Genomic DNA, 23,190 nt, shown 5'->3' on the forward strand with positions numbered 1-23,190 from the left:
CCATGGTTGTGAGGTTGTTGTGGGGGCTGAAGCCGTCACCAACCGAGCATCCGGGAGTCACCACCCGCACGACTGCACAATCTGAGCGCCGACACGGACTTCTGTACGGACCTGCACGGTCTCCCCTGAACTCGACGCGAAGGTCAGCCGGATCGTCGCGACGCCTCTGCTATCCGCGTACGAGTCCTCTGTGGCAAGCACGTGGCCGTCGGACGTCGCGACCGTGATCGCTCTTGCCGCGTCGGGCAGACGGGATATGGTCCCGGTAACCGAAACGACCTCACTGTCCGTGGTGCTCCGCTCGATCCGGGCGTTGCACGTGATCGCGGTCGCGGTCTGGGTGGGTGCCGGCGTCACCGAGCGGGAGGCTGCTACGGGGGTCGGTGATCCGAAGACATGGACGCTCTGCTGGGTGCAGAGCAGCCAGAGCAGGACGCCTGCGGTGACACCCCACGCGACCGCGAACGCGGGCGCGCGGCGTGCGCCGGCCTCGCGAGCGATCGCCCAGACGATCCATGCCCCGAGTGCCGCGATCGCTGCAGCGCCGAAACCGGCGCCCCAGGCGGCAACCCCGAACGCGAGCAACACCGTGAGGACGGGAGGTATCGCCCACAGCCATTTGCCGAACACCGGTGACTTCTCGGAAGGAGCTGCCGTCTCAGCCGCCGCGTCTGATGCCGTAGGGGCAGCTTCGCTCGGTGACGACTGCTCGCCCTCGTGGGGAGTGTTCTCTCCCGTCATGTGAGCATCCTCGCAGCCGCCGGATAGTCGGGAGCGGTGACACACCGGGGCATTCACTTGAAATACTGCGGAGAGTAAGCTACGCGCGAGGTCGATCGGGGGTGGCTATGGGCATCGATGGGGTTTCGAGCACCCCGCCCGGTCAACGGCCGATGAAGGGCCGAGGGGATGCTGTGTGCCCAGAATGCGGCAAGCTAATCGTGGATGTCCGAAAGTCGCGACAGTGTTGCGAGGATGGGCATTGGACCCGGATCTCCGGTAGGGGTCGGAATGGCTGATTTCACCTCCGACCCGAGCCTCGGGACGACATCGACGATGGGCAGGTATTTCGGCGTCGTCTCGACGGTCCCCTCGCTGATCGGCACCACGTGGTTGTATTTGCTTTTTATCCTTCGCCCGTGGCAATCGCCGCTTGACTGGGAATCGCTCGCGACCAACAACCCGATCGCCCAACCCCTTCAGGGTTTGGCGCTCATCGCGGTGGCAATCACAATCGCGGTCGTCACCCACCCGATCCAGGTCGTCATCACCCAGACCATGGAAGGATACTGGGGGTCGAGCACCGCCGGCCTGGCATTCGCGTACCGAAGAGCTCTGGCCCAGACGAGCCGCCGAGCGAGAGCAGCCACCCTCCGCGCGCAAGCGCTCGCGGAGACGCCTCCAAAAGATCGGCGCGGCCGCCCATGGTCACCCCTAATGCGAGCTCTCACTTTTACGGCGAGCACGACGGTGATCGGGTCATACCCCGCTTCGTCGAAAGACATCCTCCCGACACGCCTCGGCAACGTACTTCGGCGCTACGAGGCTCGAGGCGGCAAGGCGATCGATCTACCCATTCTTGATTGGGCCACTTATATCGGCATGGTCGGCGACCCTCGCCACACCGCCTATGTCCAAGACCAACGCCAGGAAATGGACCTGGCCGTGAGAATGACGGCGGTCAGCCTATTCTGCACCACGGTTTCGGCGATAGCTCTCTGGCCGCACGGTCTCTGGCTCCTTCTCGCCGTATTCCCATTCGCGGCGGCATGGATCTCCTACCGCGGCGCCTTGTCCGCCGCGCACGCATACGGACAAGCCTTCGAAGCGTGGCTTTACCTCAACAGGTTCAAACTCTACGAGCACCTCCACCTCGCAGCCCCGCGGAATTCCAATGAAGAACGCAGACTGAATGAGCTCCTCGACATGCTGGTGCAGGGTGATGACGAATACCAGGCGCGTTATCGCCATCCCTCTCACGAGAAGCCCGCCGACTGAGGTCATTCAAACGGTCGTTGCCGGCATCCCGTTCCCTATCCCCCGTTCCTCTCTGAACTAATGGCCGATCAGATCGCGGGAAAGGGCCGAGACGACCTGGTGGTCAGCGACGCGGACGGGCAACACCTTCGACGGACGCGAGTCAGCACCGGCTCACGCAGCTGGTTCAGGACTGCGCTCAGAGCGGCGGAGCTCGAGCCGATGGCCCTCCACGACCTCAGACACACGGCTGCCTCGTTGGCCATAAGCTCGGGCGCCAACGTAAAAGCGGTCCAGCGAATGCTCGGACACGCGTCAGCTGCAATGACCCTCGATCTGTACGCCGACCTCTTCGACGACGACCTCGACGACGTCGCTATGCGCCTCCACGCCGCGGTCTCTGCGTCCGACCTGGGCAAAGCGTGGGGAAGCCAGGACATCGGCGAATGACTAACCGATGGGAATCCCTGGGATCTCGAGACTCGCCCGTCTGGAAGAGAGCGATTCGCTGCGGGTGTGCGATTCAGCGGCCCCGGAGATTCCACCGCAATAGCGCTACCGTTCCACAGGGCCCCACAACCCGCTCGACAGCCATGCGACTCTAAACAGGCGGGAGCCCGGCTACCACCCACGAGACGACAGTTAGGCCCACAGCAGCGTCGACGATCACGAAACAGAACATCAAGAGAGCGAGTCGGAAGTATCGATATTTGGCCTGCGCGATCTTCGCGAGCTGGTGCGCCTGCGCCCACGCATCGTCGATGCCATGGGCTGGGTCGGGACGCGGAGGACTGAAGCGCTTGGCTACCGACGGCCAGGCAAATCGGTTTTCGGATTCAGCTGTTCGTGGGAACAGGGCCATGCCGATGAAGATGACTGTGGCGCTGAAGAACAGGACAAGGAAACCGATCGTTACGACAGTCAAGTCGTGACCCAGGCCGGGGCCCAGCCGCAGGACGCGAGCAGCATCCCCCGACCGGGTCCCCAGCAATGAGGCACTGACGCCGACTACAGCTGCGAGGGCGGTGATCTTCGCGTCAGCGTTCTTCACCCACCCGCCAAATTCTTGGATGGCCAGCTTGGCCTCTTCCCACTGGGAAGCATTCGGCGTTTCGCTCTTACGCCGCATTCGGGTGATATCCCTCCGAGAGCCACTGGCGCGAGGACAGTCGCCATACGACGTACTGGGCGTGCCAATGCGCCGCCCAAGCGATGACGGTCGCGGAGGTGTCGGAGCTGGGATCCCAGTCCGACTCTTCTGCGACACACAGCAGCCCACTGACGTAAAGGTGCGGCGACGGCACGTAGCGCCTCCCTGCCCGCCGCTCGCGGCGCTTGCCGTCGATCGGTACCACTGCGGGAAGTCCATGATCCCGCCGATGGACGATGGCGACCGTGAATTTCCCGAACCCGGTGTCGATCTCCCCTGCGAATCGAGGAGGTTCGGCGGGGTCGGAGATGTCCACGAAACCGGGAAACGCCAAGGCAACGGCGGCGCGTTCCTTCTCCATGGCGCCTGGCTCTTCCCACCAGGAGGTTGTCGCGCCAGCGTCGATGTTATCTTCACCGCCGTGGAAGGTGTGCGGCTTGACCGGGGTCATGCTGGCCGGCACCACAACGGTGTTGTCGAGGAAGTGGATCTTGCCCTGAGGGTCAACATGGGGCCGAACGTTGTGGCCCTGATGGCGAAGAACGTCGAGAAGTGTCATGACCGCTCCCCCTGGCCGTAGACGAGTTCCAGCGGCTGATAGGCGACTTCAGCTGCTACGGATTCGGCGTACCTGAGCAGAGGACGCCACTGGTAGTCATAGAAGCTGTAGGACCGACGCTCGGCGTCGCGGCTGTACTCCTTGGGCGAGTTCTCGTGCTGCGTCAGCCATCTCTTCTCCGGGACGCTCGCGGAGAAGGCCTCGCCAACTACGAGTTCCCACGACTTCGCTTGCTTCTCGCACTTGGCGGCAAAATTTGATCCGAAGCCGATCACGTTCACCTCAGAGGTGCCCTGCGTACCTGAGCGGATGAAAGTGGCTGCTCCGAAGTCGGCGCCTGCAGACGCCTGCACAGTTGCGATGCCGCGTGCCTGCAGCGCCGGGTTCAGATCAGACTGGACGGAGTCGAGGGCTACCGCCACTGCAGTGGACGCAAGCGCAACGGACACACGAGAGTCAGCGCCGGGGGCACCAAATCCGGCGAACAGGCCATCGCCTCGAAGCCCGAGGACGTGGCCGCCATAACGCGTAACGACGTCAGTGAACCCGGACAGGACCGCGTGGGCGAGGCTGGTGACCTCTTCCTGGCCATCCCAGAAAGTTCGGCCGGTGAAGTTCCGCAGGTCGAGGAATACGGACGCGATGGGGAACGTGATCTGATCGCCGATTGCGAGGTCCGTCGCCGCCGGATGGCCGGTACGTATCTCGTCAAAACGAGAAGCGCCCTTTGCGAGCAGCACGTTGTGACCGCGATTGTAGTTCTCGAGCACGCGGTTCGTGAAGGCGGAACCATATCCGCCGGGACTGAGGTAGGTCAAGGTTCTCTCCTTATGGTTGGCAATGCGGAGAGAGATCTGGGGCTCGCCGCCCGTGCGTTTGCGCGCGGACGGCGAAGGGGTTAACCTCGAAACTCGATCCCATGCTTATGGATTAGTTCCGGCCTAGAGCTCTCGGGATGGGCGTCTCACGACGTTCCTTTTCGAACTACCGGAGCACCAACCCCGTGTCGACTGGTACTCGCACGGGGTTTTTGCTGTCGGTTGTTATTTCCGCGAACCACTATATAGCGGGGGTCCGACATCTCCACTCCCCCACATCTAGTGGGCGTGTCGTCCACAGATGGGGAGAACTTATGCACAGTTTCCACACCCCCCGATGCGGGGTAGAGGGCATCCCTCCGCACCTCGCTCGGCGGCCACCTCAACCGAACGGCCGCTCGATCGCGAGCCCCAGCACGGGCCAGCGGATGTTCAAGCATCACCGGTCGCGATGCCCATCCATGTCCCTCGAACCCATCGATCGGGGCGGGGACGAGTCGGCCTTGAGTCCCCGACGGCAGTCGGCGCAAGAGATGTGGGCAAAATGTGGGCAACTCCGCCGCCCACCAACCGAAAAACCCCTGAAATCACAGGGATTCCGGGGGTTTCGATCGGCGGAGACGGAGGGATTTGAACCCTCGGTCCCCTTACGGGGACTCCACCTTAGCAGGGTGGTGCACTAGGCCTGACTATGCGACGTCTCCAGAGCGACCGCGAGCGGACGCACGACGACCATCATAACGGACGCGGCGGTGCCGGTCCGACACGGGTCTCTCAGGTGCCGAGCGGGACGTTGTTGGCGGCGGTTCCGAGGATCTGGGCGAAGAGCAGCACGGACCAGATCAGCGCGACCGCGAAGCTGACCACGTACACCGCGATCGACACCCACAACGGCGCCATTCCGCGGCCGCCGGCGACGCCGCGGACGATGACGCTGCGGCCGATCGGGTAGACGATACCGAGGAACGACCAGGCCCAGTGGAACGGGCGCTCGACGCCGCGACCCACAAGCTCGCGATAGTCGAGCCAGGCGAACACGATCGTCGCCGCGGTCACGAGCCAGCCGATGCCGACGACCACGAAGTACATCGGGCCGCCGAGCAGCGCCATCGGGTCGGACAGCTGGATGCGCGAGCCGGTCTCATCCAGCCGGAACGCCGGCTGCGGGCGCAGCAGGAAGAGGAGCAGCGTGTTGACGAGCGGCAGGACGGCGACCAGCCAGATCCACACCGTGTATACCGGGGTCTCGGCGGGGAGCGGCCGGCGCCGCGCAGGCGCGTACGGCGGCGGCGCGTAGCCGGACGGCGCCGCGTAGCCGGACGGCGCCGCGGAGACGTGCTCGGTCCAGCGCACGCCGTCCCACCAGCGCAGGGCTCCCGGCCGCTGCGGGTCCGGGTACCAGCCGGGCGCGGGGGACGGCGCGTTCGTCACGGGGTCAGGACTCCCGACCGACGGCGGGCTCCCCGACGAACTGGTGCGACTCGGAGGCGAGCTCGGGCCAGTCCTCGGCGTCCGCGATGCGTACCCACGCACCCTTGGCCTCGCTGCGGCCCGCGGGGACCGGCGTCGCGACCTCGCGCTCGACCAGGTCGGCCGCGCGGTCCTCGGGCAGGTCGAGCGCCAGCTCGGTTCCGTCGAGGTAGGCGAACAGGCGGCCGTGCACGTGCAGGCCGGTCGCGGTGACCGAGACGTCGAGGTCCGGGTCCTCCAGCAGCTGGGCGGCCAGCAGTTCGAACGAGGCTACGGGGGTGTCGGTCATGCGGAGTCCTCTCGGCAGGCGGGATGGAGGCGCCGGGTAGGGCGCCATCCGGGCAGTCGCGCTGGCGCCGATCCTATCGCCGAAGCGCTCGCATCTCGGCGAGCGGACCGGGCCCGGCGCAGCGACGGGTCAGCCGACGGTGAGCAGCCAGCGGTTGCCGTCCGGGAGGGCGGCGTGCTCGAAGCGGTCGACCAGCAGCGTCACCAGGGCGAGACCGCGTCCCGACTCCCCCAGGTCCTCGGGGTCGGGCATGGCGGCGCCGTCGATGTCGACCGCGGCGGGCGGCGCGTCGTCGGTGACCACCGCCTCCAACCCGTCCTCGGTGCTGCGCACCGCGAGCTCGACGCGGACCGGCCGGTCGTCGCTGCTGTGCATCACCACGTTGGTGACCACTTCGACCACGGCCAGCTCGAAGCCGCCGCGCACCTGCTCCGGGAGGTCCGGACGGCGCTCGGCGAGCCGCTCGAACATCTCGTGCACCCGCCCGATCGTCTCCTCGTCGGCCGGGGCCCGGAAGGAGTCGCGGAACGGCTCAGTCACGGTAGGCGTCGTCGACGGAGGAGTGGATGCGCAGGATGCGGTCCAGGTTGGTGAGGCGGAGGACGCTCGACACCTGCTCCGAGGCGGATGCGAGGCGCAGGTCGCCGCCCGCGGTGCGCGCTGTCTTCAGGCCGCTGACCAGGGCGCCGAGCCCCGAGGAGTCGATGAACTCGACGCCGGACAGGTCCACCGCCACGCGCGCGTTTCCGCCGTTCACCGCATCCTGGACCTCGCGCTTCAGCTCCGGCGCGGTGACCATGTTGATGCGTCCCTCCGCGACCAGCACGGCCACACCGTCCGGGCGGACGCTCGACGTGATCTTCATGGCAGGGGGCTCTCCTTCTCGAGGGCGGGGGCCGCCGGACCCCGGTACAGGGCGGCGCGCGGGATGATGCTCAGCACGACGAGGTCGTAGACGACCCAGACCGTGTTGACGAGCGTACCGACGCCGTCCGCGGTCCCGGCGATGACCCGCAGCACTCCGACGATCGCGGCGACGACCAGGACGACCATCGCCGTCAGCTGCGGCCAGATCTCCCGCCACGGGATGGGCGCGCGTCCCTTGCGCTCCTTGGGCGTGACGACGAAGCCGAGCGGACGCTTGAACCACACGTTGGCGGCGGACGTCCAGCACGCCTTGATCCACAGCGGGAACAGGGCGAGCGCGTACTGCTGCCCCCGCCAGGTGCGGATGCCGTGAGCGCCGACCAGGAACATCAGCTGGCTCAGCACGAAGTAGGGGATGAACCGGGCGAAGAAGTCGACGCTCCACGCCGTCACCGGCATGACGCCCGCGAGCAGATAGATGGCCGGCGCGGCGAGGTAGACGATCGCCGCGAACCCCGCCAGGTAGCTCCACATCGTGGCGAAGTACATCAGCCGCTGGCCCGCGTCGAGGCCGCGCTTCAGGAGCGGGTTGTCCTTGAGCATCACCTGCAGGGTGCCCTGGGCCCAGCGCAGCCGCTGCTTCAGCATCGTGCCGAGGTCCTCCGGGGCGAGGCCCGTGGCGAGGAGCTCGTGGTGGTAGACGCTGCGCCACCCGTTCGCGTGCAGCTGCATGGCGGTCGCCATGTCCTCGGTCACGGAGATCGTCGCCATCGGCATGACGGGCTGGGCCTCGTCAGGACGGTCGACGGCGAGCGCCTCGGTGATGCTCTGCACGGACTCGATCGCCCCGAGCGGAGACCAGTCGCGCTCGGCGAGCCGCTCGAAGGCGGCCTCGTCGACGACGAACGCGGGCAGCTCGGAGTCGGCCTGCAGCGGAAGCTCGGCGATGGCGGCGAGGTCCTCCTCGACCGAGGTCAGGTGGCTGCGCACGGCCGCGCGGGAGACCGCATCCACCTCCTCCCGCAGCCGGAAGGTGACCTCGCCGACGCTGTCTCCGGCGCGCAGGCTCTCGGATGCGGCGCGCACATGGTCGCGCAGCAGCGCCACCAGGCCCGCCGCCTCGGGGTCGGTCCGCGCCGACCGCGCGGCCTTCGCCAGCATCCGGTCGGCCGCACGCAGGGAGGTGCGGACGGTGTTCTCCACGTCGCGGACGTAGCCGGAGATGCCCAGCTGCATCAGCGCATCCCGCCGCAGCACGGCGTTCGAGCCGCAGAAGAATGCCGCGTTCCAGCCGTCCTTGCCCTGCTGGATCGGCCCGTAGAACAGGGGCGCCTGGTTGCCGAGCACATCGGCCTCGTCGACGTTCGAGAAGAACTGCGGGGTCTGCACGAGCGCGACCTCGGGGTCGGCGAAGTAGCCGAGCGTGTGATCGAGGATCTCCGGCTTCGGGATCTGGTCGGCGTCGAGGATGAGCAGGAACTCGCCCTCGGTCTGGAACAGGGCGTTGTTGAGGTTGCCCGCCTTCGCGTGCCGCGGCTTGTCCGTCCAGTCGTCCGTGCGGGTGATGTAGCCGAGACCCTGCCGTTCGGCGGCCGCCCGCATCTCGGGGCGCGCGCCGTCGTCGAGAACCCAGGTGGTGTGCGGGTAGCGGATGCGCTGAGCGGCGGAGGCCGTCGTCATCACCAGGTCGACGGGTTCGTCGTAGGTCGTGATGAAGACGTCGGCGGTCCCGGCCGCCGGCGCCTCCGGTCCCGTGCGGATGCGGACGCGCCACATCGTTAGCGCGAAGAAGAAGGTGTCGACCAGGCTGTACGTCTCCGCGATCACCAGCGGCACGGCGATCCACCACGCCTCCCAGTTGACGGAGGCCAGCCAGCGCCAGACGACGTAGTTGAGGCCGGCGAGCACAGCCAAGAGGCCGATGACCCGCAGCAGCACCGGCCGCATCAGGCGCTCCTCCGCACCAGCACAGCCGTCATGTCGTCGATGGGGACGCCGTTCCGCGCGGCGCCCACGATGCGCGAGACCGCGCCCGCAGCCGTCGCGGAGCCGCGGACGATCGCCTCGAGGCGGGTCAGCGCGTGATCGCCGCCCAGCGCGTCCAGGATGCCGTCGCTGACGCACAGCAGCGCGTCCCGCGGGCCCAGCTGCGCGCGCTGCGGCGCGCGCGGTCCGAAGGACGGGATCCCGAGTGGGATCGCCCCGCTGTCCAGCCGGTCGAAGCCGCCGGAGTCGCGGACGATGAGCGCAAGACCGTGCCCGGCATCCACGTAGTCGACGGCGCCGTCGGGGTGCACGCGCGCGTGGAACAGCGTGACGAACGTCGACAGCTGGTCGAGGTCCTCCTCGACCACGCGCGAGGCCGTCTCGACGGAGGCCTCGAGGTCCGCGAGGTCCATGGCGCTCCGGAGCGCCGTGCGCACCGACGCCGCGACGATGGCCGCCGCCATCCCCTTGCCCATCACGTCGGCGACGGTCACGCAGAAGTCGTCGCCCACGTCGTACCAGTCGTAGAAGTCGCCCGAGACGCCGCGCGACGGCTCGCACGCCGCGGCGACCTCGTATCCGGGCGCCGCCGGCTTGCGCCGCGGCAGCAGACCCTTCTGCGCGATGGCCGCACGGTCCAGCTCGTCATCCCGCTCCAGCTCGGACTGCACCCAGTCCGCGAGGTCGCGCAGCACCCGCTTCTGCTCGGGCGTCAGCTCGCGGGGGACGGTGTCGAGCACGCACAGCGTCCCGACCGCCTCCCCGCCGGCGACGTGCAGCGGCTCCCCCGCGTAGAAGCGGAGGTGCGGATCGCCGAGGACGAACGGGTTGTCGCTGAACCGCGCATCCTCCGACGCGTCCTGCACGATCAGGGCCGCATCCTGCTGCACCGTGGCGTCGCAGAACGCCCCCTCGCGGGGAGCCTCCTGTGTGAGGCCGAGTTGCGACTTGCGCCACTGCCGGTCGCCGTCGAGCAGGGTGATGCTCACCATCGGCACGCCGAACAACTGCTGGGCGAGACGCGTCACCCGGTCGAACCGGGCCTCCGGTGCGGTGTCGAGGATCCCCAGGCCGGTCAGCGCCCGCTGGCGCCGAACCTCCGTCTGCTGCCTCGACTCGGTATCGACTGCCATGCACCTATCGTACTGACGCGTCTACCCCTGGCCCCGGAGGCACGATGCCGGCTCGCAGGACTCGGCTCCCGACGGACCGTGCGATCCCCGCGGCGGCCAGCTGCCCGAGCACGCGTCCGGCGAACGTGAGCACCAGGATGGTCGGCGTCAGATCGTGCGGGGAGAACACGGGCAGGGAGATCACGAAGAGCAGTACGGCGGTGACGAGCGCGCCCACGACCGTGTGACCCGCGCGCAGCGGTCGTCGGCGCGCGAGCAGCAGCAGTGTCACGTCGAAGGCGGCGCCGGTGACCACGAGCGGGACGAGGATGAGGGCGCCGAGCGGCGTGAACCCGATGGTGAGAATCCCGACCAGGGCGAAGTCGATCGTCGTCGTCCAGGGGAAGCCCACCAGCCGGCGGGCCAAGAACGGCAGGATGCTGTGCATCCCCGCCGCCAGCGCGTACGCCGGCGGGAAGGCGGCGGCGAGCAGCGCGGTCGCGGGCGACACGAGCACCAGCAGCAGGGCTCCGAGGGCGGCGAAGGCCGCGATGACGAGCAGGGAGCGGGTGCTGAGCCGGTACGGCGCGCGGCGCGGCGTCGAGACCATCGGGACCTCCGGGAGGATGCGGGCTCCTCCATCCTGCCGCGTTCCCGGCGGGCCAGCGGCGGACACGGCCAGTACACCTTCACGATGGGTGAAAGATAGAAGCACCATGGACGACGAGACGGTGCACCAGGACGCGCTCGATGCCGAGCGGTCGGCGGCCGGCCGGGCCGCGCTGGCCGCTTTGCAGGTCGCCGTCGACCGCAGCGACGGAGACGGGGTCACGGCGGCCGTGCGCGACGGCTGGTTCGCCCTCGCCAGCGAACAGGGCGACGCCACCCGCCTGCTCCTGGAACGCCTCCCCGGGCACGAGCTGCGCCAGCATCCCCTGCTCGCGATGATGCTCGGGCTCACCTACAACGTGCTCGGCTTCCACCGGGTGCGCGCGCTGCGCTACTTCGTGACCGCGGTCAGGGCCGCCCGTGCCCCGCGCAACCAGACCGTCGGACCGGTCGACCGCGTGCTCATCCGCTCGGCCGAGGCGAGCGCCTACCGCCTGATCGGACGTCCCGGCCTCAGCGTCGGACCGGCGCGCGCGGCCATCGCGGAACTCGACCGTTTGCCGGAGGATCTCCGCGAGACGGTGAGCGACCTGCCCCGCGTCTACGCGCAGCTCGGGATCTCGCTGTACTACGCCGGCGACGTGGACGGCGCGATGGACACCTTCGCCAAGGGGCTGGCCGCGACCCCCACCACGCCGCCGTCGCCGGGCTTCGGCAACCTCGCCATGCTGGCCGGCATCCACGCCCTGCAGGGTGACCTGCCCGAGGCCCGCGCCCACGTGGACTACGCGCGCACCGGACCGTGGAACGACCGCCAGCGACGCATGTACACCGGCACGTTCTACCGTCTGGCAGAGGCGGTGCTCGCCCTCGAACGGTTCGACGCTGCCGAGGCTCAGGCGCACCTGGACGCGATGGAGCACGACCGGCGAAGCATCGAGCACTGGGTCGCCGAGGCCCGGGTGGAGGCGCTGGTCCGTTTGGTCGACGGCCGGCCCGGAGAGGCGCTCGCTGGGCTGGAGGCGTACGCGGGGATGCGGTCGGGTGAGGCGCGGTCCTCCGCGGTCCGCGACCAGCTGTCCGGCATCCGCGCGGTACTCCAGCTGGCGCTCGGCAACCCGGACGCCGCAGGGGTCATCCTCGAGCGGGACGCGGCCCCCGGTCCGGAGCGCCACATCGGCCGGGCGCGGGTGTACCTGGCTCTCGGGAGGAACGGCTCGGCCCTCAGCGAGCTCAAGGCGGCGTCGGGCCGGCCGCTGACCGCCCGGACGGCGACGGAGGCGGCGGCGCTCGAGGCCGCGGTGCTGCTCCGGCTCGCTCCGACGTCGCGCACGCGAGGAGTCGTCGAGCAGCTCGGCGCTCTTCTCCGCAGGACGGGGCTGCGACTGCCGCTCGCGCTGCTCCCGGCCGACGACCTCGAGCGGGTCGGGCAGGCGCTGACCGCGGCCGGGTACGGCGATGTGCTCCAGGATGTGCCGCTGCGTTCCCTGCTGCCCGTCGCCGAGCCCGACCTCCTGCTGACCGACCGAGAGCTCGCCGTGCTGGGCGCACTGATGAATTCGGGATCCACCGCGGAGATCGCCTCGGTGCTCGTGGTGTCCGCGAACACCGTGAAGACGCAGCTCCGGAGCGTCTACCGCAAGCTGGGCGTCAACAACCGGGAGGACGCGATCGCGGTGGCGCTGTCGCGGCACCTGCTGGTCGAGCGCGACTGAATCCGCGGCGTGTCGCGCATCCTGAGCGGGATGCGCGGCGGGTGATCAGAGGGTGAAATCCGCACGTTGCGGCGGCCGGGACCCGTAGCGTTCCTCCGTGCCCGCGCGTCCGTCCTCCGAGGAACCATGACTCTCGACGAGAGCCTCCCGATCGCGCGCCGCCGCGCCCTCCCTGGCGTGCTCACGGCGGTGCTGCGCGCCGCGCACGACGACGAGAAGGCGGCGCTCGGCCCGCAGCGGCGCGGCGCCTACCTGCTGACCCGTCAGGTGATCGCAGCCCTCCTCCACGCCGGCTACCCCGCGCGGGTGATCGCCCGCGAACTCGGCCTGCGCACCGAGTCCGTCCGCACCCGGGCCCAGGCGGGACGGATGAACCTGACCGACATCGCGCTGCTCGCAGGAGTCGAGGCAGCCGAACTTCGGGCGCGATGCGAGCGCGCATCCATCGACCTCGGCCCGGACGGCGCTGTGAGTAGCGACGACCTGCCCGCCCTCCTGCTGGGCGAACCGTGAGCACGGCCGCAGGACGCATCACGCGAGAAGTTTCCGGGAAGTGGCGTCATGATCCGTCGCTTCCGCGATCTCTCAAGTGGTGGTGCGTGACCCGAACACGCATCAACGGCGGCGACCCGAATCGCCGCAGCGGTCGACGCCGACCCGTCGGCGCCGGTCCTGGGGAACCCGAATCCCGCTCGGTGCCGAGGGCGCTCGCTCCTGCGCGGGCGCCCTCGGCGCAACCCTCACGCCGCCGGCCGCGCGATCGCATCCGATGACCGGCCCCGAACAGACCGCCCCCGCCCCCTCGGACACCGAGCTGGTGGATGCCGCGCGCCACGGCGACAGCGACGCATTCGCCGAGCTGTGGCGGAGGCACTCCAGCGCGGGGCGCACCGTCGCCCGGTCATTCAGCACCGAGGACGCGGAGGACGTCGTCGCCGAGGCGTACGCACGCGTGCTCAGTGCGGTGCGCTCAGGCGGCGGCCCGCGCACGGGATTCCGGCCCTACCTGTTCACGACCATCCGGAACGTCGCCGCCGCGTGGGGCGGCTCGCGCGTGGACGTCCCGATCGATGACGCCGCGACCATCGAGGACCCGACTTCGACGGAGGCGGCCGGCCTGGAGGCCCTGGACCGCTCGCTCACCGCCCGGGCGTTCCGATCCCTCCCGGAGCGGTGGCAGGAGGTGCTCTGGTACACCGAGGTCGAGCGGATGGCACCGGCATCCGTCGCGCCGCTGCTCGGACTGACTCCGAATGGCACCGCGGCGCTCGCCTACCGCGCGCGAGAGGGCCTTCGCCAGGCGTGGATCCAGGCGCACATCGCGGAGAGCCCGGCCGGTTCCGACTGCCGCTGGACCACCGAACGGCTGGGCGCCCACAGTCGCGGCGGTCTCGGGAAGCGGGAGACGGCACGGGTCGAGCGGCACCTCACCGACTGCACCCGCTGCACGATCGTGGCCGCGGAGGCGCGCGAGGTCGGCTCGCGACTGGCACTGATCCTGCTGCCGCTGCTGCTCGGCGTCAGCGGCGCGGCCGCGTACACCGCCGCGGTCCGCCGGGGAGCTGCGGCGGCGGCGAGCGCCCTCGGCGCGACCGTCGCTGCCGCGGGTCCGGGCACGCCGGTCCCGGTGCGGCCGGGCCGCGTGCGGCTGGGCCGCCGCGGGTCGAGCCGCGGGTCAGGCGTCGGGTCAGGCGCAGTGGGCGGCGTCATCCTGGCGGTCGCGGGCGTGGTGGTGGCGGCGGGAGTCGCCGGTGCGGTCGTCCTCGGGCCGCAGCTGCTCGGCTCGCCGGCGCGCGAGGGCACGGCGAACGCTGCCGACTCCGCGCCGGCCTCCACGAACCCCGGCCGAACAGCGCCTCCTGCCGCGGCGCCTCCGGCCGCTACGCCTCCCCCCGCGGCGGCGGCGCCCGGAGCGGCCGTCGCGCCCGCCGATCCGGACGACGCCGGCGGCGGCGCGAATGCGGAGCCGTCTCCCGCCACCGTCCCGGTCACGGCGTCCGTCCCGGCGCCATCCCCCGCTCCCACAACGAGCTCTCCGACCAGGCCGCCGGTCCCGTCCGAACCGGTCGTCCCGAGCACCCCTCCACAGACGCCGATCGCCCCACCGGTCATCCTCAGCGCGGACACCGGCACCGGAGACACTGCTGGTTTGCTGGCGCCCGTCCTGACCGGCACGGCGGAACCCGGCGCCACAGTCGCGATCCTCGACCACGGTGCGCCCCTCGCCACGACGACCGCGGACGCCGACGGCGCGTGGACGTCGCCCGAGTTGCTCCTCGTCTCCGCCGACTATGCGCTGAGCGCGCAGCAGACGACGGCCGACGGGAAGACATCCGAGCCGTGCGCTCCCCTCTCGGGCACCGTCTCCGCCCCCTCGATCACCGCATCGGGCGCCCCCGGTACGGTCTCACTCACCGTCGCCGGAATCCCGGGCGCGTCGGTGCAGGTCTGGGCCGACCGCCGGCCGAGCAGCTACACGCTGACTCTGGATGCCGCGGGCGAGGCCGCGCAGGTCTACGGCTGGACGGCAGGCGACCACCGCATCGGAGCCGTCTACCTGTTCGGGGCGCGGCGCGGCATCCTCGCGGACGTGCCCGTCACCCTGCCCTGACGCGCGCCCGGCGGAGCGGTGTGGCGGTGGGCCGCGCCGGGAATGCACGGCCCACCACGACCGCCTCAGGGGGCACCGTTCCGGCGGGCCGAATGCGACGGGACGGGCCGGCCCGATCGGGCGACCTGCTTAAGAGATCGCCCGCGGACCGGATCATGACGCCGTTCCGGTGAAACGAACATCCCGCCTGGCACAGGAGCACCAGGCGGGACGTCGCGAAGAGAAGAGTTCCCGATCAACCCTTCTCCTGAAGAGACTGCGCCCGGCACGACTTCATGACGCGGGGGTGCGGCGGGGAGGTTCCCGTCCTCCCCGCCGCTCGACGGAGAGGCTTACCCTTGCTCTCCTTCGGCCGGTCGCCGACCAGATCGGGTCTGGTTCATCGCTTCCGGAGTGTGGGGCGGCGGCGCAGCAGCATCAGGCCGATGCCGGCCACGAGGGCGGCAAGCGCCGTCAGTGCCCAGGCGCCGGACGCCAGCAGGTCGCTGCCGGTGCTCGCCAGACCGTGCACGCCCGGGTCCGTCACCGTAGCGCACGCGGTCGCCGCGTCGCCGCAGCGTCCGTCACCGGTGGAGGCGTCCCACGGGCCCGCGGGCATCTCCACCGTCGCACGGTTGGTGATGTCCTGCGGGGCGATCAGCGTCGCGACCACCGTGATCGTCGCGGTGGCTCCACGAGCGACACCCGGCAGCACCCAGTGGAGGTTGCCGTCGGCGGTCGTCGTGGCCGCGGGGCTCGTGCGGGTGACGCGCAGCCCGCCCGGGAGCAGGTCCGTCACCGCCACATCCTTCGCGTCGAGCTGGCCGTCGTTCGTCACCGTGATCGTGTAGGTGATGCTGTCGCCGACCGCCGCCGTGGGCCGGTCCGCCGCCTTCGCGATCTTCAGGTGCCCGACATCGAAGCGGTTGGTGACCGTCACGGTAGCCGCCGCGCCCGCGCCGATCACGACCGTGCCGTCGGCGGGGTCCATCGTGGTGGCGGTGGCGAGACCCGCATCCGTCTCGGTGATCGAGCAGGATGCGCCGGCGATGAGGCCGTCGATCGTCGCGGTGTAGCCGTTGGCCTTCGAGAGGACGACCTTCCCGCCGTCGGCCAGGGCGATCGGGGTGACCACGCCGTCCACGTCGTAGGTGCAGACGACGGCCATGGTGAACGGTCCGGCGCCGAAGGACGCCACCCCGTCGCCGATGCGCTTCTTGTCGATGACGAGCGAGCCGGTAGCGAAGGTGTTGGTGATCGTCACCTCGGCAGGCGCGCCGGCCGGAACCGTCACCCCTCCGGACGGCGTCACCGCGACGGCCGTGGCGCCGCCCGTACCGGTCTCGGTCGTGTCGCAGTGGGCGCCCTGGATGAGGCCCGTCACCGTCGCGCTGTAGCCGTTGGCCGCATCCAGCGTCACCTGTCCGCCGTCGGGCAGCGGGATGGTGAGCGTCGCGCCGTCCTTCTGCCAGGTGCAGACGAGCTGCGCCGTGAACGGTCCGTCGCCGTAGCGGGCGACGCCGTCGCCGGTGCGCTGCTTGACGATGCTCACGCTGCCGGCCGAGAAGGTGTTGGTCACGCTGACCGTCACGGTCGGGATGCTGCCGTCGGCGGCGCCGGGGATGGTGACGGTCGGCGTGTCGACGGTGTGGCCGGTGGCGCCCCCGTCGGTGGTCTCGGCCACCGAGCACTGGGTGCCGACCGGGAACAGCCCGGGCACGGTGAGGGTCTCGCCGCCGCGGATCACCACGTCGCCGTCGAACAGGGTCTGGTCGCCGTCATAGACGCACGTCGCGTGGACGGTGAAGGGTCCGTCGCCGTAGTCGCCCGCGGCATCCCCGTCGACGATCTTGGTGATCGCCAGCGCACCGGCGGCGTAGTGGTTGACGATCTCCGCGGTCGTCGGCTGTCCGCTGTCGCCGAGGGCGATCGTCGCCTGGCTGCCGTCCGTGGCGGCCGCGCCGTCGACCGAAAAGCCGACGTGGTTCGGAGCCGCGGCGGCCCCGGCCGGGTCCGTCTCGGTTACGACGCAGGAGGCGTGTGCGGGCAGGCCGGCGATGGTGTGCGACTGACCGTCCTGCAGGGAGAACGCCGCGTCCCCGGCGGCGAGCGGGATGCTCTGGCCGAGCGGGGCGGTGCACGTGACGCCGACGCCGAACGGCCCGAAGGTGCCGGCCGTCGCGGCCGTGTCCACGTGCTTGGAGACGGTCAGGTCCGCGGTGCCGTAGTCGTTGACGATGGCGACCTTCTGGGCAGCCGGGACGGGGGCCGTGGCGTCGGCCGCCGCGATCGTGACCGAACCCGGGGTGACACTTCGGCTGGACTCGCCGTACGACCCGGCGGAGCCGTGCTCCGTCACCGCGCACTGCGCGCCGGTCGGGATGCCATCGATGCGGGCCGTGTACTGGTTCGCCGCGCTCAGCGTGACGGAGGCGTTGGTCCCGAGATCGACGGCGACGCCGCCCACCGTGCACGAGACGTCGGCCTGGAAGCTGGCCGGGGCGTATTGCGCCGCCGCGCCCGTGACCGTCTTCGTGATCTGCAGCGGGCCGCCGGTGAGGATGACGCCCGCCTTGATCGGCTCCTGCGGTCCGGCCGGCTGCGAACCCGAGACATAGGTCGGGTAGAAGCCGAACGAGTTCCAGGCCCGGACGGCGGTGACTGGCGCGGAAACCGGCGCGCGGTGGTCTCCTGCGGCGGTGGTCGGGATGTTCGTGCTCGTGTAGGTGACCTTCACCGTGGCGCCCGCGGCCAGCGTCCCCGTGGCGGTGCCGCTGAAGTCGAAGACCATCTTGAGGCCCGTGACATCGGCGGCCTGGATGCCGGAGCCGAGCTGGCTCGCCGGCAGCCACGATCCCGCGGGGCACGACTGGCCCGGCGTGATGTCGGCGGCGCACGGCTTCGCCGCGGTCGTGACGAACCACGACATGGTCGCCCCGGCCGCATCCACCGACGGGAGGAACGTCAGGTCGCCGTTGAAGCGCGGGGTGTACACGGACCCGCGCGGCGACGAGTCCACGACGCCGGTGTCACCCGGGTAGGGCAGCACGTCGACCGCCGTGAGCGTCTTGGCGGCGACGTTCCCGCCGTTGACCATCTCGAGCTTCCAGTCGTCGATCGCGCCGATCGCGCTGACCGCGGCGCACGGGTAGCGGTAGTAGCCGTCGCTGTCCGCGGTGCACGGCAGGGCCGGGTTCACCGTGTTCTGCGCCAGCCCTGTGGAGGACTTCACGCCCTTGGAGGCCGTGAACGAGCCCTGCGAGAGCGTCGTGACGACGTTGCTCGTCGAGCAGGTGTTCGCCGCGAACGTCACCGCGCGACCGTTGCCGGGGTTCAGCGCGGTGCAGTCGGCGGAGGCGAGCTGACGATCCGTGCTCACGCCGAAGGTGTTGAGCGCGGTGCTCGACGGCGGGAGGCCCGGCTTGATCTGCAGGGCGATGGTGACGCTGTACGTCTCACCGGGTGCCAGCTGCGAGCCCGCGGGCCAGGTGAACCGGATCGTCCGCGACGCGGGGTCGTAGGTTCGCGTGATGGTCGCTCCGTCGGTGGGCAGCGTCCCGCCCGTCGAGGTGCTGTAGACCGGCACGTTCGTCGGCACGTAAAGCAGCGAGCCGTCCACGGGGAGCGTGTCGGTCACCACCGGGTTCGGCAGGATGCCGGTTCCCGTGTTCTTGAAGCGCAGCGTCCAGTTCACCTCGCGGCCGGAAGCCGCCTGGCCCGGACTCGTCTTCTCGACGGCCAGCTTGGCCGTGCCCGGGTCGACGGTGAAGTTCGCGCTCGCGGTCGCCTGCTGCGCGTGCACGTCGTTGTAGGAGGCGTCGGCGGTCACGGTGTCGGACACGGTGCCCGCGGCGGTCTCGCCGGGCATGGGCTGGGCGACGGCGGTCGAGGTCACCGGACCACTGCCGTCGCGGAGCGTCGTCCGCAGCGACAGCGCGAGCGTGACCTCGTCGACGTCGTTGGATGCGGCGAACGCGGCGCCGTCCGCGCGCGAGTACGTGAACCGGAGGCCGGTCACGTCCGCCGCCGCGACGCCCGCGGGCAGCGCGGCCGAGCCGAGAGCCGTCGGCGTCCCGCTCTGCCACTGCGCGGACGCGCCCTGGCCGGTGCGCGCATCCACCTGGACGCGGTCGGCGCCGGTCGGCGTGTTCGGCAGGGTGAACGACTTCAGGGTGAAGGCGTTCCAGAAGGAGTCGTCCGAATCCTCGATCACGAGCAGCTTCGGCGACAGTGTGCCGGTCGAGCGCGCGCGGAGGTTGACCTGGATCGGGTCCGCCGGCTTCGCCTGAAGGGTGCTCGTCGGGTTGAAGGTCTTGCCGGTCGTGACCTGGAGGTTGCCGTTCTGCAAGGTAACGGCGGCGCTCTGCGCGTCGGCGGCCTGCACGGCCGGGTAGACGTCGTCGTGCAGCGTCGCGTGCGCGGTGTTGTTCACCGTGCTCGGTGCGGGTGCGGCGCCTCCGGTGCGCGTCGTCGTCCGCAGCTGAGCGGTCAGCGTGAGCCCGACCGTCTGCTGCGGGGCTATGGTGCCGCCGGTGCCGTCGGCGCCCTGGGCGTTCGTGCCGCGCAGGAGTGCGCTGACGGCCACGACGTCGCTCAGCTGCGCGGACGTGAGCGCCTGAGCCTGAGCGAGCGTGAGGGTCTCGGTGGTCTCGGTGCCGTCGGCCGCGCGGTGCAGCACGGAGACGCTGCTCTGCGACGGCTGCACGCCGGCCGCCTGCGAGAGGTCGACCGCGATCTTGGTCAGCGTGAACTGCTCGAACGGATTGCCGGCCGCGTCGTACGGGGCGAAGACGCACGGGTCGGTAGTGGCGGCGTTCACGCACTCCGTCGGATCGGAGAGACGCAGCTGCCAGGTGTTGCTGGTCGACGTGTTCGTCGCCGTGGTGGTGTACGTCGTGGTGGGGTAGGCGGACGCGGGCACGTCCGGCTGCGGGATCACCAGCGTCGTCGGCGAGGCGGTCTTGGTGACCTTCGTCGTGAACGTCGGGTCGACGATCGTCACGTGGTCGTCCGCGTCGCGGGCGACCGGAGCCCCGCTCGCGGGCTGTGCGGTCACGCGGACGCTGTTGTCCACCGCGCCGGGCGAGCCGGCCATGTTGAACGTGCGGCTCCCGGTGACCCAGTCGGTCGGGCCGCCGCTGCGGGCGCTGTTCCGGATGGTCAGGTCGAGGTGGATGCTGCGACCGCCCGGCTGGCTGCTGGCGCTGACGCTCGCGACACCGCTGCCGACGGCCGGCGCGCTCGGGTCACCGGTGGCCTGGATGCGCACCGCCCGGTTCGGGCTCTCGACCACCGTCAGGCGCACACCCTGGGTGCTCGCGCGCTGGGCCGGAGTCAGCGTGTAGCCGGGGAAGGCGCCGTCGCACGCGCCCGCACTGGGGCAGGCCGACGAGGTGATGTCGTTCCACTGCGTGCCGTCGAACAGCTCCACCTTCGAGACCTGGTCCCACCGGATCAGCGGGTCGTAGCTGGCGCCCTGGGTCGGCGTCGCGGTGATCGCGTCGATCCGCGCGAGGTCGAAGGCATCGAAAACGCTGCCGTCGACCGGGCTCGGGACGGCCGGGTCCTGGATGGTCATGGAGCTCATCCCGCTGACTTGGCTGCCCCAGCCCAGCGTCACGCCGGTGGTGGTTCCGCTCTGGGCCTGGACGACCTTGGTGCCGTCCCAGCTCTTGGCGGCGAGGAGCGGCCCCGGGCCGCCCGTGGTCGCCTGGACTCCGGCGGTGGCGCAGTCGACCGCGGGCTGGCTGGTCACCGCGGTGCCCCCGGCCACCGTGCCGGACGCCTGCGCGAGCGAGCAGTTCTGGTACGGGGTGACCGTCGGGTAGGCGCCCGGGTTGGTCGGGCCGCTCCCGTCGCGCAGCTGCGCGCGAGCGGTGAAGCCGATGGCCGGCTTCACGTTCGTGGCCTGTCCGAAGCCGCCGGCGTCGGCGAACGTGAAGCGCAGGCCCTGCAGCTGGGTGTGTGTCGTGCCGTTGGGCAGGACATTGTCGAGGACGGCCGAGTAGGTCTTCGAAGCCGCCGTCGCATCCACCACCGTCAGCGTCTTCCACGTCGTGCCGTCGGTCGTGTACTCGATGGTGAGCGTGGATCCGGCCGGGACGCCCGTGGAGGCGATGGTGGTGGCGTCGAACGCGTTCCAGTACGCCGCGGATGCGGGGTCCTGCGGCTCGGTGATCACGATCGTGTTCGGGCGGACCGAGCTGGTGCCGGTCGGCGTCTGCGCCGAGAGCTGCACGAGGCTGGTGCCGCCGGGGACGACCGTGCTCGGCGTGATCGTCTTGTCGAGGGTCAGCTTCACCTCGGGGAAGTACACGTCGAGGTTCGCCGTGGCGTCGTCGGTCGCGGTGCCCGCCGGGTTGGTGCCGTCCACCTCCACGGTGTTCGCGTAGCTGACGAAGCCGGACCCGGCAGGGCCGGCGTCGGTGCTGGTCTTGACGGTGAAGGGGATGCTCGCGGAGGCGCCGGTGGCGATCGTGCCGGTGTAGACGATCTCGAAGCCGGTGAGGTGCTGGCCGGAGGACAGCGTCGGCGTTGCCGGGAGGCCGGAGGCCTGATCGAACGCGGAGTCGGCCGGAGCGGAGCCCGAGTCGACGAGCCAGTGCACGGTCCCGGCGGTCGCACCCTGCGGCCACGCGGCTCCTGCGGTGAAGCCGCCGAAGGTCACGTCGTCGGTGAAGAACGTCCCCGATCCGGGCTCCCGCACGGTCAGGCTGGTGAGCGGGCCGGTCGACGTGTTCTTCGCAGTGACCGTCGCCACGGACGACTCGCCCGCCGGGATCTGGGGGTCGACGAACGACTTGCCCGCCGCGACGCTGACCGTGAGCGGTGCGACGACCTGCTGCGCGCTCGCGGGCGGCGCCTGGCCGTCGCCGGACGGCGTGCTGACGGTCGCTCCGACCTGGTTGGTGCGGGTGCCGCCCGCGACGAGGCTGCCGCCCCCGGTGCGCCCGTTCGCGCGCTGCGCGAGCGTCAGTGCCACCGAACCGGCGGAGCCGCCGGCCTGGATCGTGGCGCCCGCCGACGAGGAGAAGACGAAGCGGAGACCTGTCACGTCCGCGGGCTGCACGCCGGCCGGCAGTGCGGGTGCCGCCCCGACCGGTCCCGCGACGTCTCCGCCGGCGGTCACCGCGACGACCTGTACCTGATCGGCCCCGGCCGGGAAGGTGACGGCGCCGAAGCCGGCGAAGTCGTAGTACTCGAAAGTGCTGCCGGCGGCCGTCGGGTCGGCCGGCTCGGCGACGGTGAGACTGCTCGCCGGGATGTTGGAGGTGTTCTTCACGGTCAGGGCGACCTGCGAGGTCTCGCCCGGGTTGTACTGCGTCGACGACGGGGTCCACGTCTTCGACACGGTCGCTTCGATCACATCCGGCACGTGCACGGTCACCGGCACGTCGCCGGCGACGGTCGACGCATTGGTGGCCTGGAACGTGGCCGTGTTGGTCAGGGTGACGCCGTCCTGGTCCTTGGCCACATCCTCCGGCATGGTCACCTGGATCTGGACGGAGCCGGTCGTGCCGGCCGCGAGGCCCGTGCTGGCCGGGACGGTGTTCGGGACGTTGTCGGCGAAGGCGACCGTCACCGTGTTCCCGTTCACCGTCGTGGTGACGCTGCCCGCGCCGACCACGGTCGGCTTGCCGACGATCTGGAGCGGTGCCGGCACCGGGTCGGTGAGCACCGCATTCACACAGCCCGTCGTGGTCGACGAGCACCCGTAGTTGATCGTGTAGAGGAAGGTCTGCCCCGGCTGCACTTCGGTGACATCTGCCGTCTTCGAGATGTTCAGCACGCCGGACCCGAGGTCGTCCGCGTTGGCAGCGGGCGCTCCGATGGCGAGGGCGCCGATCAGCGCGAGCACGACGCCGGCGGCGACGCTGGCCGGGGCGTGCAGCGTCCGGCGGGCGACGTGGCGGGCACGGGACGGCAGGAGGAACGAGCGGAGTCGGGTAAGCACGAGGTGTCCTTCTGGCAGAACGGGGGCGGGCGTGCGGGAACACGCGTCGCCGTCGGGCATTCGGAGTCTGCCGATCCCTGGGCCTCAAGATGGC

17 protein-coding genes and 1 tRNA gene are annotated in these 23,190 nt (G+C 70.4%); 5 read left to right on the forward strand and 13 right to left on the reverse strand.

Annotated elements, in window-relative coordinates:
- Nucleotides 1-57 precede the first annotated feature (57 nt).
- A complete protein-coding gene (locus tag J2W45_RS11830; RefSeq protein WP_310132072.1) occupies nt 58-741 on the reverse strand; it encodes a hypothetical protein in 684 nt (227 codons plus the stop codon).
- 270 nt (nt 742-1,011) lie between these two features.
- Here J2W45_RS11830 and J2W45_RS11835 point away from each other — a divergent pair, with 270 nt between their 5' ends.
- On the forward strand, nt 1,012-1,998 hold the full coding sequence (locus J2W45_RS11835; RefSeq protein ID WP_310132074.1) for a hypothetical protein: 987 nt from the start codon (nt 1,012-1,014) through the stop codon (nt 1,996-1,998).
- A gap of 60 nt (nt 1,999-2,058) precedes the next feature.
- Nucleotides 2,059-2,427, forward strand: a complete 369-nt coding sequence (locus tag J2W45_RS11840) for a tyrosine-type recombinase/integrase (RefSeq protein ID WP_310132076.1) — start codon at nt 2,059-2,061, stop codon at nt 2,425-2,427.
- A 151-nt stretch (nt 2,428-2,578) separates the two neighbouring features.
- Here J2W45_RS11840 and J2W45_RS11845 read toward each other — a convergent pair whose 3' ends face one another.
- The 11 genes from J2W45_RS11845 to J2W45_RS11895 form a co-directional block, all read right to left on the reverse strand.
- On the reverse strand, nt 2,579-3,028 hold the full coding sequence (locus J2W45_RS11845; RefSeq protein WP_310132078.1) for a hypothetical protein: 450 nt from the start codon (nt 3,026-3,028) through the stop codon (nt 2,579-2,581).
- A 67-nt stretch (nt 3,029-3,095) separates the two neighbouring features.
- Nucleotides 3,096-3,686 carry a hypothetical protein gene (locus J2W45_RS11850; protein ID WP_310132079.1) on the reverse strand — a complete coding sequence of 197 codons (591 nt, stop codon included), beginning with the start codon at nt 3,684-3,686 and terminating at the stop codon, nt 3,096-3,098.
- A complete protein-coding gene (locus J2W45_RS11855) occupies nt 3,683-4,504 on the reverse strand; it encodes an adenylate/guanylate cyclase domain-containing protein (protein ID WP_310132080.1) in 822 nt (273 codons plus the stop codon). The genes J2W45_RS11850 and J2W45_RS11855 overlap by 4 nt, the downstream gene beginning before the upstream one ends.
- Nucleotides 4,505-5,119: 615 nt before the next feature.
- Nucleotides 5,120-5,208, reverse strand: a tRNA-Ser gene (locus J2W45_RS11860).
- A 70-nt stretch (nt 5,209-5,278) separates the two neighbouring features.
- Nucleotides 5,279-5,935, reverse strand: coding sequence for a DUF2510 domain-containing protein (locus J2W45_RS11865; RefSeq protein ID WP_310132083.1), 657 nt, complete (start codon nt 5,933-5,935; stop codon nt 5,279-5,281).
- A gap of 4 nt (nt 5,936-5,939) precedes the next feature.
- The gene (locus J2W45_RS11870) at nt 5,940-6,263 is read right to left on the reverse strand and encodes a hypothetical protein (RefSeq protein ID WP_310132085.1); all 324 of its coding nucleotides are present in this window, start codon (nt 6,261-6,263) and stop codon (nt 5,940-5,942) included.
- A gap of 129 nt (nt 6,264-6,392) precedes the next feature.
- A complete protein-coding gene (locus J2W45_RS11875; protein ID WP_310132088.1) occupies nt 6,393-6,803 on the reverse strand; it encodes an ATP-binding protein in 411 nt (136 codons plus the stop codon).
- Nucleotides 6,796-7,128 carry an STAS domain-containing protein gene (locus J2W45_RS11880; protein WP_310132089.1) on the reverse strand — a complete coding sequence of 111 codons (333 nt, stop codon included), beginning with the start codon at nt 7,126-7,128 and terminating at the stop codon, nt 6,796-6,798. Before J2W45_RS11880 ends, J2W45_RS11875 begins: the two co-directional genes overlap by 8 nt.
- The gene (locus J2W45_RS11885; RefSeq protein WP_310132091.1) at nt 7,125-9,077 is read right to left on the reverse strand and encodes a glycosyltransferase family 2 protein; all 1,953 of its coding nucleotides are present in this window, start codon (nt 9,075-9,077) and stop codon (nt 7,125-7,127) included. Before J2W45_RS11885 ends, J2W45_RS11880 begins: the two co-directional genes overlap by 4 nt.
- Complete coding sequence (locus J2W45_RS11890) at nt 9,077-10,249, reverse strand: PP2C family protein-serine/threonine phosphatase (RefSeq protein ID WP_310132092.1); 1,173 nt, start codon at nt 10,247-10,249, stop codon at nt 9,077-9,079. The genes J2W45_RS11885 and J2W45_RS11890 overlap by 1 nt, the downstream gene beginning before the upstream one ends.
- Before the next feature lie 4 nt (nt 10,250-10,253).
- Nucleotides 10,254-10,904, reverse strand: a complete 651-nt coding sequence (locus J2W45_RS11895; protein ID WP_310132094.1) for a hypothetical protein — start codon at nt 10,902-10,904, stop codon at nt 10,254-10,256.
- A 40-nt stretch (nt 10,905-10,944) separates the two neighbouring features.
- On the opposite strand from J2W45_RS11895, the gene J2W45_RS11900 reads away from it, so the two are divergent.
- The 3 genes from J2W45_RS11900 (at nt 10,945) to J2W45_RS11910 (ending at nt 15,163) form a co-directional block, all read left to right on the forward strand.
- On the forward strand, nt 10,945-12,552 hold the full coding sequence (locus tag J2W45_RS11900; protein ID WP_310132097.1) for a helix-turn-helix transcriptional regulator: 1,608 nt from the start codon (nt 10,945-10,947) through the stop codon (nt 12,550-12,552).
- Nucleotides 12,553-12,678: 126 nt separating this feature from the next.
- Nucleotides 12,679-13,065, forward strand: coding sequence for a hypothetical protein (locus J2W45_RS11905; protein ID WP_310132099.1), 387 nt, complete (start codon nt 12,679-12,681; stop codon nt 13,063-13,065).
- 256 nt (nt 13,066-13,321) lie between these two features.
- Complete coding sequence (locus J2W45_RS11910) at nt 13,322-15,163, forward strand: sigma-70 family RNA polymerase sigma factor (RefSeq protein WP_310132102.1); 1,842 nt, start codon at nt 13,322-13,324, stop codon at nt 15,161-15,163.
- A 379-nt stretch (nt 15,164-15,542) separates the two neighbouring features.
- Here the strand turns inward: J2W45_RS11910 and J2W45_RS11915 are convergent, their stop codons facing one another.
- Nucleotides 15,543-23,096: a DUF5979 domain-containing protein gene (locus J2W45_RS11915; RefSeq protein ID WP_310132104.1), complete on the reverse strand. Its 7,554-nt coding sequence runs from the start codon at nt 23,094-23,096 to the stop codon at nt 15,543-15,545.
- Nucleotides 23,097-23,190 lie beyond the last annotated feature (94 nt).

The sequence above is a fragment of the Leifsonia shinshuensis genome (assembly GCF_031456835.1).
Classification (GTDB): Bacteria; Actinomycetota; Actinomycetes; order Actinomycetales; family Microbacteriaceae; genus Leifsonia; species Leifsonia shinshuensis_C.